The organism is Clostridium guangxiense (genome assembly GCF_021043395.1).
In the GTDB taxonomy this organism is placed as follows: Bacteria; Bacillota; Clostridia; order Clostridiales; family Clostridiaceae; genus Clostridium_S; species Clostridium_S guangxiense.
On the sequence record NZ_JAJNKE010000018.1, the window covers coordinates 20359 to 35767 of the forward strand.

The 15409-nt window shown below is 31.2% G+C and carries 10 protein-coding genes and 1 riboswitch; of the genes, 6 read left to right on the forward strand and 4 right to left on the reverse strand.

Features of this window, described 5'->3' with window-relative positions; translation table 11 throughout:
* Window positions 1-394 precede the first annotated feature (394 nt).
* The 4 genes from LQK79_RS11595 to LQK79_RS11610 all read left to right on the forward strand — a co-directional run bounded on the left by LQK79_RS11595 (window position 395) and on the right by LQK79_RS11610 (window position 6144).
* A complete protein-coding gene (locus LQK79_RS11595) occupies window positions 395-1321 on the forward strand; it encodes a carbohydrate ABC transporter permease (RefSeq protein ID WP_053242115.1) in 927 nt (308 codons plus the stop codon).
* Window positions 1321-2268 (forward strand): sugar ABC transporter permease, encoded by a 948-nt coding sequence (locus LQK79_RS11600; protein WP_231016668.1) that lies wholly within the window; start codon window positions 1321-1323, stop codon window positions 2266-2268. The genes LQK79_RS11595 and LQK79_RS11600 overlap by 1 nt, the downstream gene beginning before the upstream one ends.
* Before the next feature lie 178 nt (window positions 2269-2446).
* On the forward strand, window positions 2447-4180 hold the full coding sequence (locus tag LQK79_RS11605; protein ID WP_231016669.1) for a glycoside hydrolase family 13 protein: 1734 nt from the start codon (window positions 2447-2449) through the stop codon (window positions 4178-4180).
* 11 nt (window positions 4181-4191) lie between these two features.
* On the forward strand, window positions 4192-6144 hold the full coding sequence (locus LQK79_RS11610; protein WP_231016670.1) for an amylo-alpha-1,6-glucosidase: 1953 nt from the start codon (window positions 4192-4194) through the stop codon (window positions 6142-6144).
* A 135-nt stretch (window positions 6145-6279) separates the two neighbouring features.
* Here LQK79_RS11610 and LQK79_RS11615 read toward each other — a convergent pair whose 3' ends face one another.
* The 4 genes from LQK79_RS11615 to LQK79_RS11630 all read right to left on the reverse strand — a co-directional run bounded on the left by LQK79_RS11615 (window position 6280) and on the right by LQK79_RS11630 (window position 13166).
* Window positions 6280-7806 carry an alpha-amylase family glycosyl hydrolase gene (locus LQK79_RS11615; protein WP_231016671.1) on the reverse strand — a complete coding sequence of 509 codons (1527 nt, stop codon included), beginning with the start codon at window positions 7804-7806 and terminating at the stop codon, window positions 6280-6282.
* Between the two features lie 210 nt (window positions 7807-8016).
* A complete protein-coding gene (gene glgP, locus LQK79_RS11620) occupies window positions 8017-9633 on the reverse strand; it encodes an alpha-glucan family phosphorylase (protein ID WP_231016672.1) in 1617 nt (538 codons plus the stop codon).
* A 28-nt stretch (window positions 9634-9661) separates the two neighbouring features.
* Complete coding sequence (locus tag LQK79_RS11625) at window positions 9662-11962, reverse strand: family 65 glycosyl hydrolase domain-containing protein (RefSeq protein ID WP_231016673.1); 2301 nt, start codon at window positions 11960-11962, stop codon at window positions 9662-9664.
* A 445-nt stretch (window positions 11963-12407) separates the two neighbouring features.
* A complete protein-coding gene (locus LQK79_RS11630; protein WP_053242119.1) occupies window positions 12408-13166 on the reverse strand; it encodes a cell wall hydrolase in 759 nt (252 codons plus the stop codon).
* Window positions 13167-13170: 4 nt separating this feature from the next.
* Window positions 13171-13368: riboswitch (cyclic di-AMP (ydaO/yuaA leader) on the reverse strand.
* A gap of 210 nt (window positions 13369-13578) precedes the next feature.
* On the opposite strand from LQK79_RS11630, the gene LQK79_RS11635 reads away from it, so the two are divergent.
* Both LQK79_RS11635 and LQK79_RS11640 read left to right on the forward strand, forming a co-directional pair.
* Entirely contained in the window at window positions 13579-14745 is a 1167-nt protein-coding gene (locus tag LQK79_RS11635) for an alanyl-tRNA editing protein (protein WP_231016674.1), read from the forward strand.
* A 73-nt stretch (window positions 14746-14818) separates the two neighbouring features.
* Window positions 14819-15232, forward strand: a complete 414-nt coding sequence (locus LQK79_RS11640; protein WP_053242120.1) for a secondary thiamine-phosphate synthase enzyme YjbQ — start codon at window positions 14819-14821, stop codon at window positions 15230-15232.
* Window positions 15233-15409: the final 177 nt, after the last annotated feature.

Genomic DNA, 15409 nt, shown 5'->3' on the forward strand with positions numbered 1-15409 from the left:
CGTAAGCCCATTATCCTTCTAGAATTAGATATCGGAACTTTTTATAATACGCGGGGTTTGGGCGTAAGCCCATTATCCTTCTAGAATTAGATATCGGAACTTTTTATAATACGCGGGGTTTGGGCGTAAGCCCATTATCTTTCTAGAACATAAAAAGAGCATTTTATCAGCAACACGGAGAAATTAAGAATTATGACTAATTAGAACGTGGAATTTGAATAAAATGTTTAAACATACTTTAAGTAGTGCTAGAAAAATAATGAGATTTATCTCAAGCCTCGCATATGTTCATATACTTCTAGAATAAGATATCATGTACTTCTATAATACAAGAGACTGGACATGCCCATTATTCTTATTTTAGTATAATTTCTTTAAAATGGAGGTTATGAAAATGAAACCTAAAGGTTTAACTCACGATAAAATAAAGCCTTATTTATATGTGGCACCTGCAATTATATCTATGATATTTCTTACTTTTATACCTATTATATATACAATTGTATTATCATTTACAAATAAAAGTTTAAACCATATGGATAACTGGAGCTTTGTTGGAATTTCAAATTATATAAGCGTTCTTACTGGAGATTTAAAACCTATTTTTTTACCAGTATTTGCATGGACACTTATATTTGCAGGAGGTACTTGCTTAATAAGTTATTTTTTGGGATTAATCGCTGCAATTGCATTAAGTAACAAGAACATGAAGGAAAGAGGATTCTATAAAGCAATTTTGGTATTGCCTTGGGCCCTTCCAGGTACTATAGCAGTACTTTCCTGGCAGGGAATTTTAAATCAAGATTATGGTGCAATAAATAAACTTTTAAAAAGTCTTCATATTATAAACACTGGAATACCATGGCTTTCAAATTCTACACTTGCTAAAATATCCATAATAATGGTAAGTGTGTGGTTAACTGTTCCTTATATGATGAATACCTGTCTTGGTGCATTAACAGCAATTCCGGATGTTTACTATGAGGCAGCTGAAATGGATGGTGCTTCAAAGTTTGTAAGATTTATTAAAATAACTTTGCCATCTTTAGCATCATCATCTTTTCCACTTATTATATCTTCATTTGCAATGAATTTTAATAACTTTACAAATATATACATGCTTACTAAAGGTCTTCCAGCAAGACCAGATACGGGATTTGCTGGTACTACAGATATACTTGCCAGTGCATCCTATAAGATGACAATGAATCTTTATAGATATGATTTATCTGCTGCGTTGGCTGTTTTGATATTTATAGTAATAGGTACTATAAGTTTCTTCCAGATGAAATTAAGTGGACAATTTAAGGAGGTTGATTAATGATGAAGAGTAATTCAAGCCAAAGCGAACTTGTTTATAAGAATAATGTAAATGTTCGTGAACAAAACAATGTTAAACAGAGTAAACTTAGCTATAAACATCATTTGACTCCCTCTGAAAAAAGAGATTTGTGGATAAATAGGATTGTAATTTGGGCTTTCATCTTATGTGCCTTATATCCTATATTATTTATAATTGGAGCTTCAATTTCAAAGGGAGATGCATTTTTTAGTGATTCAATTTTTCCAAAGCAAATTACATTTGATAACTACAAGGCACTTTTTGATGGTTCATTAGGTGATGACATGAATTTTGGAAGAAGCATTATTAATAGTTTGAAACTATGTACAGTTGTATGTGTTGCTCAAATGTTTATGACTGCTACTTCTGCATATGCATTTTCTAGAATGAAATTTAAGGGTAGAAAATATGGACTTATGAGTTTACTTATTGTACAAATGTTTCCTATGATAATGACTGTATCAGCAGTATATGTAATGTTGATTACAATAAATGGTATTGACAAAATATGGGTAGTTGCACTGTTTTTAGCAGGTGGTAGTGCCTTTAATATATGGCTTATGAAAGGTTTCATTGACGGCCTACCAAAAGAACTTGATGAAGCTGCTATGGTTGATGGAGCCACACATTGGCAAGTATTTACTAAGATAATACTTCCATTATCAAAACCTATGTTCGCAGTTATACTTCTTTTGGTATTTATAGGTGCTTATAGTGAGTTTGCAATTTCAAGTTCAGGACTTTCGGATTCTGCTAACTGGACAGTTGCAATTACACTACAACATTTTATAGATAATGCATTTAATAAGCATTGGACTCAATTTGCAGCTGCAGCTGTTGTTGGTTCTGTACCTCAAGTAATATTATTTTTGTGTTTGCAAAGATTCCTTGAAAGTGGACTTACAGCAGGAGCTGTTAAAGGCTAATGGTTTAATATTCGGAGTCAAATAATAATGTGACGTAACCAATTCACAATGTATGATGCACAATTGAGGTGAAAAATTAGCATTAATTACGCATTGTAAAATGTGCATTGTGAATTGAATTGTGTTGCATTATTTTTATATCTAATTAATTTTTTACATGCGATAAGGAGGATAACAAATGAATAAGTATGCAATATTTCACGTAGTAGAACCACCATATGTATATGGTGTAGATGATGACAATTTAATAGTAAGAGTTAGAACAGCGAAAAATGATATCAATAAGTGTGAGGTATATTACAAGAGCAGATATGACTGGGAAAAAGAATATGATGTAAAAAAAATGAAGTTAAGCGAAACAACGGAACTTTTTGATTTTTACGAAACTACTATATATCTTCAAGATAAAAGATACAGATACATGTTTAAATTAACTGATAAAACAGGTAATAGTGTATATTTAAATGAAAAAGGACTTTGTTCAGAATTAAAAGATCCAATTGAACAGTGGGGATTCCAATTTCCTTTTTTAAATTCTGCTGATGTTTATAAAGGAGTAAAATGGGCAGAGAATTCAATAGTTTACCAGATAATGCCGGATAGATTCTGCAATGGAGATAAAAGCAATGATCCAAAGAATGTACTTAAATGGGGAGAGAAACCTACAGTAAGTTCAATGTTCGGTGGAGATCTTAAAGGAATTATAGATAAATTAGACTATTTAGAGGATTTAGGAATTAATCTTATTTATCTTACACCTGTATTTTTATCTTCAACAAATCATAAGTATAATACCAAAGATTATTACAAAATTGACGATACTTTTGGAGACGTAGATAAGGCTAAGGAATTAGTGCAAAAATGTCATGAAAGAAATATAAAAATTATTTTTGATGCTGTATTTAACCATTGTGGGCACGACTTCTTTGCGTTTCAGGATGTTATAAAAAATGGAGAAAGATCAAAGTATAAGGATTGGTTTTTTATAAACGAATACCCTGTAAATATTAAAAAGGTAAATTATATTACTTTTGCAAATGAAATTTTTGCTATGCCTAAGCTTAATACTGAAAATGAAGAAGTAAAAAAATACTTACTTGAAGTTGCTGAGTATTGGATTAAAGAAGTTAATATAGATGGCTGGAGACTGGATGTATGTGATGAAGTTGATCACAGCTTTTGGAGAGAATTTAGAAAAACAGTAAAAAAGGCAAATCCAGATGCAATTATTGTTGGAGAAATACAGCATGAAGCATGTTCATGGCTAAAGGGAGAACAACTTGATAGTATAATGAATTATCCTTTTAAGAACTTAAGTGTGGATTTTTTTGCTAAGAGAAAGATAACAGCAGAAGATTTTGATAATCAGCTTGCTTCAAGTAGAGTTATGTATATGAAAAAGATCAATCTGCTTTTGTTTAATTTAATAGGAAGCCATGATACTCCAAGATTCTTATATGAGGCTAATGAAAAAATTGAAAGAATGCTTTTAGCTGTCGTATTTCAGTTTACCTATGTTGGCATGCCTTATATTTATTATGGAGATGAGGTTGGAATTACCGGAGAACAAGATCCTGATTGTAGAAGATGCATGGTTTGGGATGAAGATAAGCAAAACAATGAACTTTTAGACTTGCATAAAAAGCTTATTAAAATTCGTAAGGAAGAGAAAACTCTAGTATATGGAGAATATATGAGTTTGTATAAATATGACAATGTTTTGGCATTTAAGAGAGTATTAGAAGGCGAAGAGATAATTGTAATTCTTAATAATAGTGATGAATTTCATAAGGTGAACTTGAAAATAGGCAATCTAAAATGCCATAATTTAATTTCAAGAGAAGAGATCTCAATAAATGATTGCATTGATGTTAAGCCTAATGAATATTTAATACTCAAGGTTGTAAAATAGGAGATTATAACATGAGATTTGGAAAAAATGAGTTAAAAAATTTTGATACATCTATATCAAAAGAATATCTTATTACAAATGGAATAGGTGGATATTCAAGCAGTACTATATGTGGAGCGAATATAAGAAAATACAGTGCCCTTCTTGTAGCATCAATAAATCCACCAGTAGATAGAAGAGTTTTATTATCAAAGCTTGATGAAACAGTATTTTTAGGTGACAAAAAATATATTATATACTCAAATGAAAAAATTGATGGTACTATAGAAGATGGCTATATAAACCAAGTTAGTTTTGAAAATAAATATTTTCCAGTGCAAAATTTTGTTGTAGATGGTGTTTTTATAAGCAAAAAAATCACTATGAAATATGGTGAAAATACTACAATTATAAATTACTCTATTATAAATAATGATAAACCATTTACAATGAAGGTGGAGGCGCTGGTAAATAACAGAGATCATCATGAAAATACTAAAGCTTATGCGCTTAAGTGTATGCAAAATACGGATGAGCATGGTGTAATCATTTCATTTGATATAAATGATTTAAAACTTAATCTAAAGTCCGATAAAGCAGTTTATGTAAAACATGAAAAATGGTATGAAAATATGTTTTACATAAATGAAAAGGAAAGAGGACTTTTAGATTACGATAATCACTTTATTCCAGGATATTTTGAATTTAAGCTTAAGCCTTATGAAAAGGGAGAGTTTAGTATTATCGCGTCAACAGAGAGCATAGAAGTTGTTGATGGAAAATATTATTTTGAGTTAGAAGAAAAGAGAAAAAAATGCATTTTATCTAAGCTAAAGGTTAGGGATGAACTAAGTGAAACCTTGGCACTAGCAGCAGATCAATTTTTAGTAAAAAGAAAGTCTACAGGTAAAGCTACAATAATAGCAGGATATCCATGGTTTACAGACTGGGGAAGAGATACAATGATAGCTTTTACCGGGCTTACACTTTGCACTGGCAGGTTTAAAGAAGCTAGAGAAATTCTAATGACTTTTGCAATGTATGTAAAGGATGGATTGGTTCCTAATATGTTTCCAGATACCAATGCTGAGCCAATATATAATACAATAGATGCTTCTTTATGGTATTTTAATGCCGTGTATAAGTATATAGAATATACTGGTGACTATGAATTTATAAAAAACAATATCTTTAGTGTTTTAACTAATATAATAGAAGAACACGTAGAAGGTACAAGGTATGGCATAAAAATGGATAAAGAGGATGGTCTCTTAAGTGGTGGAAGCGAAGATACTCAATTAACGTGGATGGATGTTAAAATAAATGATTTTGCAGTGACTCCAAGGTATGGAAAAGCTGTAGAAATAAATGCCCTTTGGTATAATGCAGTTTGTATTTACAAGGAACTTTGCAAAAAATTCAATATTTCATGCGAATTTTACGGTAAACTTCAGAAACAAATAGAATGCAGCTTTATAAAGAAATTTTGGAACCACAAGAAAAACTATTTTTATGATTACATTTGTAAAGACTATAATAATGATCAAATAAGACCTAATGGCATAATTGCTCTTAGTCTTCCATATACAGCTGTGGATGAGGAAAAGGCGAAAAGAGCTGTATCAACTGCTTTAGGAAGGTTATATACTCCGTATGGTTTAAGAAGTCTTGAAGAGGAAGATAAACAGTATATTGGCATATATTCTGGAGATGTTTTAAAGCGAGATACTTCATATCATCAAGGAATTGTATGGGGATGGCTTATGGGACCACTTATTTCTTCCGTAAAAAAATGGTATGAAGATGAGGCACTTTGTATGAAGCTAATAGAACCATTTTATGATCATTTAAGGAATAGATGTATTGGAAGCATTTCAGAAATTTTTGACGGAGATTCTCCATATGAACCTAAGGCGTGTTATGCACAGGCATGGAGTGTTGGAGAAGTGCTTAGGGTTTATCTAGAATGCATTCTTAAAGAATAGATATTCCTATATATAAAAATGAGGCTGTTGTACTAAATATAAATATTGATAAGCAAAATAAGTGAAGGGTTTTAACGAGCAGAGTAAGTTAAAGCCCTTTAATATTAGTTTTTCGCCTTCTTTTTAGGCAGAAAATTAGTTATTGCTTTGCAATTTTTTTAATATAACAATGGTTACTACAAAAATAATTATAATTGATGCCGCTGCAGCTGTGCATAGATATATTAAATTGCTTTTTAAGGTTAGTACAGATGACTGCATTGGCTTTATAGTGAAAGATACTTTTCCTTTAGAAATTTTATAGCTTTTTTCTGAAAGTAAATCTTTTAGAGAATCAAGAAAGTTGTAATCATCCTTAGGTAAATCAAAAGATATTTCTTGAGGTTTATCAGATGTATTAAAAGCAGCTATTACGATATTATTATTGTATTTTCTTAAATAACATATGGTATTATCAGAAGAGGATAAAACTTCAATATTTCCTTTAGTTAAGGCTGGATTGGCTTTTCTTATTGAAGTAAGCTTTTTTACGTATTTAGTAATTGAAGATTTAGAGTTCCAATCCATCATTCTTCTGTTATCTGGGTCATTACCGCCGTCCATTCCAATTTCGGTACCATAGTACATTACTGGAATACCAGTATAGGTCATCATAAAGGTAATAGCACCTTCTAATCTCTCATTTTTTAGGTCTGTAACGTCATTTATAAATCTTGGAACATCATGATTGTCTACAAAAGTTCCCATTAAATTTCTATTCGTATATATATCATCTTGATCTATGGAATTGGCTAAATCAGAGGCTGGTTTAAGACCTTTGAAAACGGAATTTATAGTGTAGTAGGCTGGAAAATTAACAAAACCATCTATTCCTGTTTCCTCATAACTTTGAATATATGCTGAACTGCCATTATTTACTTCCCCTATAAAATAAAAGTTAGGGTAATCCTTTTTTATTGACGATGTAAAGTCCTTCCAAAAACTTTTTGGCACATGTCTTACAGTATCTAGCCTGTAACCATCTATATTGGTTTCTTTAATCCACCACTTTGCCATATTTATTAGATAGTTTTTTACTTCTAGATTGTTTTGGTCTAAATCTGGAAGCCCTGAAAGCCAGCCATTTTCAACATTATCTTGGTTATTAAAATCGCTTATTGGTGTATTTTCATGAAACCAGGAAGCTTTTTTAGGATCTTTTACAAATGGATGATTAACACCTGTGTGGTTTACGACTATATCAAAAATAACCTTTAGACCTTTTTGGTGAGCTTTATTTACCAGTTCTTTTAGCTTTGCCATTGAGCCAAAATGCTCATTTGTCTTATAAAAATCAGTAGCCCAGTATCCATGGTAACCATCGGTATCATTTTTAACTACTGGCGTAATCCAAATAGTAGTAAAACCTAAATTTTTTATGTAGTCTAGTTTGTTTATTATTCCTTGAAAATCCCCACCATGGTATTTTGAAGGATTTGATGTGTCAACTTCGTAGTTATTGCTCTTATCTCCATCGCAAAACCTGTCAGTCATTATAAAATAGATCATATCGTCGCTTGTGATCTTTGTGGACTTGTTTGCAGCATTGACCTTATTATTCAATGAAAAAGATAGAATGGAAGTAATCAAAATTATAAAAACTAGCTTTAGTTTATTACCCATTAATATTCCTCCTTACATAGTTAAAACAAAAGTAACTATTTACGATCAAGAGAAGTAACAGTGTTAAAGGGACAATTTAAATAAAATTAAATAAATCTTAGCCTTTTTAGATTTTAGCTAAGATTTATTTATTAAAAGTACCTTTATTTTTTCTAGAAGGATAATGAGCTATTGCTCAAACCCCGTTTATATTTGTATTTAGAAATACTATTATTTCTCATACATCTTTGAATAGTATTCGTCAAGCATTCTCTTAACAGAAAAATAATCTTTAGTAGATAAAATACTATTTTTCATCATTTCAATCCATTTATTTCTGTCTGAATAAAAAGTAGGAATTACTTTATTAGTTAGCACATCATACAATGCCTTTGAATCATGCTCGTCGATGAACTTTATATCTTCAGATTCAACGCCGTCACCAAATTGCCATCCATTAATACCGTCTTTGCAAGCTTCAGGCCACCAGCCATCTAGAATACTTACATTGAGAACACCATTCATAGCAGCTTTCATACCAGATGTACCACTAGCTTCTAGAGGTCTTCTTGGATTATTAAGCCATATATCAGAACCGTGAGTAAGCATTCTTCCAATTGTCATATCGTAATTTTGTAAGAATACAACTGAATTTGGATATTTCTTTGAGAATTTAACCAAATTTTCAACAATTTCCTTACCTACATCATCAAGTGGATGTGCTTTACCTGAAAATACTATTTGAATTTTTCCTTCTTTAAGCAGTGGATCAACTATATCGCTATTTGTAAATAATAAATCACTTCTCTTGTATGGAGCAGCACGTCTTGAAAAACCTATTAAGAGGGCATCTTTATCAAGTTTAACTCCATTTCTTTCATAGACAAAGTCTATTAGGGCCTCTTTATTTTTCATATGTTCATTCCATAAAGCTTCTTTATCGTCATTTTTAGCAGCAGAAATCATGTTTTCATCTACCCAAGTTGGAAGATGAATAGCATTTGTAATTCCTATTATTTCAGATCTTCCATCAACATCTTTCCACATTTTGTTTGCAGTTTCTTTGTGAAGCTGAGCAACTGCATTTGAAATTTTTGAAAGTCTAAGGGCTCCTACAGTCATGTTAAAAGGAGAACCTCCAAGAGACACTAGCTGTTCAATGGTTAAGCCGTTATTTGCTCCCATATACATTAATCTATCAATGGTATGTGATTCATTTCCCTGAACTATAGGAGTATGAGTTGTAAATACAATTTCATTTTTTGATTTTTCTACAGCAGCATCAAAGGATAAGCCTGAATCCATTTTTTCTTTAATTAACTCAAATCCGGCAAAAAGTGCATGACCTTCATTGAAATGGTACACATCGACATCTATCCCTAAAGCTCTCAAAGCTCTTATACCACCTATACCAAGAACCATTTCTTGAGCTATTCTTTCTTCTCCAAACCAACCATAAAGTTGTCCTGTTATCCAAGTATCTTCATTTTCAGGAAGGTCAGTATCGAGCAGATAAAGAGGAGCTGTACCAAATTTGTCAAGTAGCCATACTTTGCAGACTACATTTCTTTGACGAATTTTAACATTAACCTTTACGCCAGTATCTTTTAGAAAATCATATTTGTAATTTTTATAGGAATCATAGGCTTTATCATCTTTATCTATATATTGGTCACTATAGCCTTGCTTCCATTTTAATCCTATACCTACCATAGGATAATTATAATCTTTTGCGCCTTTAATATAATCTCCAGCTAATATTCCAAGTCCACCTGCATAGGTTCTCATAGAAGTATCTACTGCATATTCCATACAAAAATAAGCTACTTTTGGTAAATTATTATTCATAATAAACTACACAACCTTTCTTAAATAATTATAGATTAATAGTTAGAGTTTCATTTTCATTTAATGTAATATCTTTATCATTTATGATTAAAGAAAATTTTGTCCCTACCTGGTGTTCAATAGTTAAAATTGAGGTAGAAACAGAGACTTTTATAAGACTCTCTCTGAAAACTATTTTAAATGAATATTTATTCCATGCCTTTGGTATAAAAGGCTTTAAACTTAATTTGCCATTTTTAATTCTAAGTCCACCAAAACCATGTACTATAGACATCCATGTACCAGCCATACTTGTGATATGAAGGCCATCATCAGTATCATTATTGTAATTATCAAGATCTAATCTTGCAGTTCTAAGATATAATTCATATGCTTTATCTTCATAACCTATTTCAGCTGCAATGATGGAGTGAATACATGGAGATAAAGATGATTCATGAACAGTTCGTGGTTCATAAAAATCAAAATTATGCTTTTTTACAGAATAATCAAATTCATCATTTAAAAAGTACAATCCTTGTAAAACATCAGCTTGTTTTATAAAGCATGATCTTAAAATTCTGTCCCAAGACCAATGCTGGTTCAATGGTAAATTTTTAGGATCAAGATTTTTTACGAGTATTTGTTCTTTATCAAGATATCCGTCCTGTTGAAGAAATACATCAAGTTCTTTACTATAAGGAAAGTACATTTTGTTTGTTATATCTTTCCACAAATTTATTTCTTCTTCATTTAGGTTAAGTTTCTTTTTTAAATCTTCATACTTATTTGAAAATTTTTCTTTTACAATATTTATTGCTTCCATTGTGTATCTAATATTCCATGAAGCCATAGTGTTGGTGTACCAATTGTTATTAACGTTGTTTTCATATTCATTTGGACCTGTTACGCCAAGTATCATATATTTATCTTTAAATTTATTATAATTAGCTCTCGAAGCCCAGAAGCGGCTTGTCTCAACTAAAACATCTAAGCCATATTCTGAAAGATAAGCCTCATCGCCTGTATATCTTACATAATTATATATTGCAAATGAAATTGCAGCATTCCTGTGAATTTCTTCGAAGGTTATTTCCCATTCATTATGGCATTCTTCACCATTCATTGTTACCATTGGATATAGAGCACCTTTTAATCCTAACTTTGCAGCATTTTCTTTTGCTTTTTCTAGTTGATTATAGCGGTATATTAGTAAGTTCTTTGCTATGTATTCTTCGCGTGTGCTAAGATAAAATGGAATACAATACGCTTCAGTATCCCAATACGTGCTTCCACCATATTTTTCTCCTGTAAATCCTTTTGGTCCTATGTTGAGCCTTGAATCATCGCCTGTGTAGGTTTGATTAAGCTGAAAAATATTAAATCTTATGGCTTGCTGTGCAGAAGGATCACCTTCAATTATTATATCACTGTTATTCCAAATTTTTACCCATTTGCAAGAACTTTCATTTAAAAGCTTTTCAAAGCCTATGTGTTTTGCTTCACTTATAATTGAATAAGCCTTGTCTACAAGTTCTTCTTTTTTGTAATATCTATTAGTTACAACACTGATATACTTAAAAAGTGTAACGGTGCTTTGTCTTTTTGCTTTGACTAATAAATTATTACCTACATATTTTTCGTGGTTCTGCAGCTCAGAAATTAGTTTGACAGGAGTATCATCAATATACACACTATAATTCATAGCTGTCGTAACTACAAAATCTAGCTTTTTCGTTTTTAGAGAAAGGTGAGAAGAAATATTATCTACGCTTCTATCAACTTCATCCCAAAATTTTTCATCATAGTTTGAGTCTTCGTTTTGAACATCTCCATTTAAATATGGATTAAAGATTATCTCACAATCATTATCTAGCGGTGTTATGCTGTAGGATATGGCTGCGAGTTCTGTTTTTACCATACTAAGAAATCTTTTTACTTCAACTTTGTATTTGTAGTTTGAATTATCTTCTACTATAAAGCTCCTTGTTAAATAGCCTTCTTTCATGTTAAGAATACGTTTAAATTCAGAAACCTTTAGTTTTGATAAATCCAAATTTGTTTCATTAAGTTTAACTTTAATTCCAATAAAATCTGTAGCATTTATTACTTTAGCAAAGTATTCAGGATAACCGTTTTTCCACCAGCCGACTCTTGTTTTGTCAGGATAATATATTCCAGCAATATATGTTCCTTTTAGAGAATCGCCGCTAAAATCTTCTTCAAAATTCCCGCGAAGCCCCATTTTACCATTACCTATGCTCATTATGCTTTCATATATTTTATTGTTGCCAAGGTGTAAGCCATCTTCGATTATATTCCACTCATCTACTTTTACGTAATTACCCATTTATTCACCTTCTTTGAAATAGTTATTTAAATTATAATTAATGCAAGCGGTTGCACTTATACTATATCATTATTTTGCAATTACTTCAAGAGAAATATTACTAATAAATTTTATTTTAATGAAAGTATGTATAAAATAAAATTCCAGAGGGCTTTTATCCTCTGGAATTAGCTGTGTTAAACGTTTATTTTTAAGACTATAAATTGTGCAATTATATTTGTAAACTAGAAAAAAACATCTATAGTGAAACTAGCTTAACTACAAACTATATATACACCATAATCCCTTGAAAATTGGTATTTTGGTACATATATAGTTTGAGTTTTACAGTAGTTTCACTAAAGGGTTACCGTACCGAAACTTAAGTTATGCATGTTTCAAAACGCCATGTTCTGGGCATTATGAGACATGTATAACTTAATAGTTGAGTCGATAACCATATATATTAGAATGCAAATATTAAATTCCCTGAGATTAAGGATACTGGTTTTGATCTAAGCCATGTATTTGTTGCAGTATTATCATAGAAGTATAAAGCTCCATTTGTTGGATCAGCGCCTCTAAGAGCTTCTTTTGCGGCATTTAGTGAATCTGTAGTTGCAGACTTGTTTATCATTCCATTTGCAACTGGAGTAAATTGATAGTATCCATATTGAGTATCATAGATAACTTTTGTAATAGTATTTGGGAAGGTGCCACTTTTAACTCTATTGACTATTACTGCTCCTACTGCTTTCATTGCAGTATAGCTTTCACCACCGGCTTCTGCATTTATAAGTCTTGCAAGCAAATCAACTTCGGAACTTGTACATGAGATTACATAAGGTGATACTGAAACTTGTGAACTACTTCTAGCAGGAATAGCTAAGGCTTGTCCAACATAAATGTAATCTGACCATATATTATTTGCCCATCTAAGATTATTTAAGGTTACACCAAATTTATGTGCTATAAGGTATAGAGAATCTCCACTTTTAACTGTATAAACGGTATCCGGAACCTTGATAGTTTGTCCAGGATATATTGTGCTGCTAGCTAAATTATTAGAACCAATTAGGTAATTTGTGTTTGTACTGTAGCTTCTGCTTATGGTGTAAAGAGAATCTCCACTTTTAACACTGTAAGTTGCAGCATGTACATTGCTTGAATTTGCTCCGGCTATGGCTATAAAAGCACCAATAGCTAAAAATTTTAATTTATTCATAAGTATCCTCCTTCTATTTTGCCTCCGAGGTTAGCTTGCGGGTTCGGGTTGAAGGCACCCTACCTTTAGGAACATATAGTTAAATAATAAGAAAACTTTTGAAATTTTCTTATTGACTATTAGTTTATTGTATATTGTTCTAAAGGATTCACCCAAATGTGATCCCCCGTACTTCGTTTAGAAGATTCGGCAAGTATAGTTGACATTCTAACATATACTTTGTGGTAAAACTATGGAGTATTTATGGTAAATAAGTAAATACATTTTTAAAACAACAAAAATATAGATTAATTTCATTTGATTTTATATACTTATTTTCCTATTAATTCAAGTAAAATTTTCTTTTTCTTGCACAGTAGAAATAAATACTCTAAAATGGTATTAATAAAGAAAATGTTTTGGAGATGATTTTATGACTGAAAAAATGTTTTATGATGATCCTTACGTGTGTGAGGGAGAAGGAAGGATATTAGACATAATAGAAAAAAATAATAAGTATGAAGTTGTTTTGGATAAAACACCTTTTTACCCTGAAGGTGGTGGTCAACCTTGTGATTTAGGTACTATAAATGGAATGCCAGTTGAATATGTTCGCGAAAAGGATGATGTAATTTATCATGTTATGAATACAAAACCTGATGGCGAAATAGCAAAATGTAAGGTCGATTTTCTTAGGAGAAGAGATAATATACAACAGCATACAGGAGAACATCTTTTATCTGCAGCATTTTTTAAATTGTATAAGGGAGTTAACTGTGGCTTTCATATGGGCGAAGATTACATAACAATTGATATAGACATGGAAGAAGTAAATGAATCTATGGTTCAAAAGGTTGAAGAAGAAGTAAATAATTATATTTATATGAATGTACCTACAAAAACTTATTTTATGAGCAAGGATGAGGCGAAAAAACTTCCTCTTAGAAAAGCTATAAAAGCAGAGGGTAGGATAAGAATAGTTCAGCTTGGTGATGTTGATTACAGTGCATGTTGTGGAACACATGTTGTTAGAACAGGTGAAGTAGGAATAGTAAAAGTATTAAAAACAGAAAAGTATAAAGGAATGACAAGAGTTTATTTCAAATGTGGAGAAAGAGCGCTTAAACACGTTATGAAGGAACACGACATAATAAGTAAGCTTCAAAAGTTATTTTCGACAGAGGAAGATAAACTAGTAGATAGAGTGAATTCTCAAAATGAAGAGATCATGAACCTTAGAAAAGAAGTTTCTGAGTATAAAAAAAATGAAGCTAAAATAGAATCAGAAAAGCTTTTAAAATCTTCACATTCAAAACTTATATCGGCACATTATGAAGATAGGGATTTTGATTTTATAGAGAGTATATATGATTGTTTAAAGGATGAAGAAGCAGTTGTCATATTGACATCAGGTAAAGACAACAGAATTATTTTTGCACAAAATGCTATTGATAGTGTACAGTGTGGAAAAATATTCAAAGAAAATATAAAAGGATTTAATGGTAGAGGTGGTGGAAGTCCTAAGAGGGCACAAGCAGCTTTTTCAAATAAAGAAGATTTAAGTAGGTTCGTAGAATTCTTAAAGGAAAAGGCAATATAGGAGAAATAGTGCTTTGAAACATTAAAAAGATAAATCATAAATCTAAGGGTTATTGAATATGGAGGTATGTTGTATGAATAATTTATTTGAGTATTCATTAAAAACTTATAAAAATGAAGAGTTTTTAGACATAACTGACTTGGTTAGAAAATCGTTAAAGGAAAGTAAAGTACAAAATGGCACTTTGACTGTATTTTGTCCACATACTACGGCGGGAATTACTATAAATGAAAATACAGATCCAGATGTTGCTAGTGATATAATACAAACTTTGAATAAGGTTTTTCCAATAGATTGGAATTATAAGCATGCAGAAGGAAATTCGCATGCACATATAAAGTCATCACTTATGGGAGCAAGTTGCACAGTAATTGTTGAAGATGGAAAGCTTAAACTTGGAATATGGCAAGGAATATATTTTACAGAGTTTGATGGACCAAGAAATAGAAATGTATACGTGAAAATAGTCCCTGATAATCAAAACTAAAATTCCGTAGGTACGGAGGAATTTTTTCCTTTAACTACCGTGGAAGCGAAGTAATAATGCTGAAGGAACGATTTAAAAAATTCTAATAAATCTTAGTAAAAAAATCATAAAATACTTAGATAATTCAATCTATCTGAACGTTTAGTGAGTATAAACATACGCGGGGTTTGGGCTCTG

What these genes read in the sequence shown, in the direction of transcription:
- LQK79_RS11640 (WP_053242120.1), top strand. Translation starts at nt 14,819, where the DNA reads ATGAATAATTTATTTGAGTATTCATTAAAAACTTATAAAAATGAAGAG.
- LQK79_RS11600 (WP_231016668.1), top strand. Translation starts at nt 1,321, where the DNA reads ATGATGAAGAGTAATTCAAGCCAAAGCGAACTTGTTTATAAGAATAAT.
- LQK79_RS11635 (WP_231016674.1), top strand. Translation starts at nt 13,579, where the DNA reads ATGACTGAAAAAATGTTTTATGATGATCCTTACGTGTGTGAGGGAGAA.
- LQK79_RS11625 (WP_231016673.1), bottom strand. Translation starts at nt 11,962, where the DNA reads ATGGGTAATTACGTAAAAGTAGATGAGTGGAATATAATCGAAGATGGC.
- LQK79_RS11615 (WP_231016671.1), bottom strand. Translation starts at nt 7,806, where the DNA reads ATGGGTAATAAACTAAAGCTAGTTTTTATAATTTTGATTACTTCCATT.
- LQK79_RS11605 (WP_231016669.1), top strand. Translation starts at nt 2,447, where the DNA reads ATGAATAAGTATGCAATATTTCACGTAGTAGAACCACCATATGTATAT.
- LQK79_RS11630 (WP_053242119.1), bottom strand. Translation starts at nt 13,166, where the DNA reads ATGAATAAATTAAAATTTTTAGCTATTGGTGCTTTTATAGCCATAGCC.
- glgP (WP_231016672.1), bottom strand. Translation starts at nt 9,633, where the DNA reads ATGAATAATAATTTACCAAAAGTAGCTTATTTTTGTATGGAATATGCA.
- LQK79_RS11595 (WP_053242115.1), top strand. Translation starts at nt 395, where the DNA reads ATGAAACCTAAAGGTTTAACTCACGATAAAATAAAGCCTTATTTATAT.
- LQK79_RS11610 (WP_231016670.1), top strand. Translation starts at nt 4,192, where the DNA reads ATGAGATTTGGAAAAAATGAGTTAAAAAATTTTGATACATCTATATCA.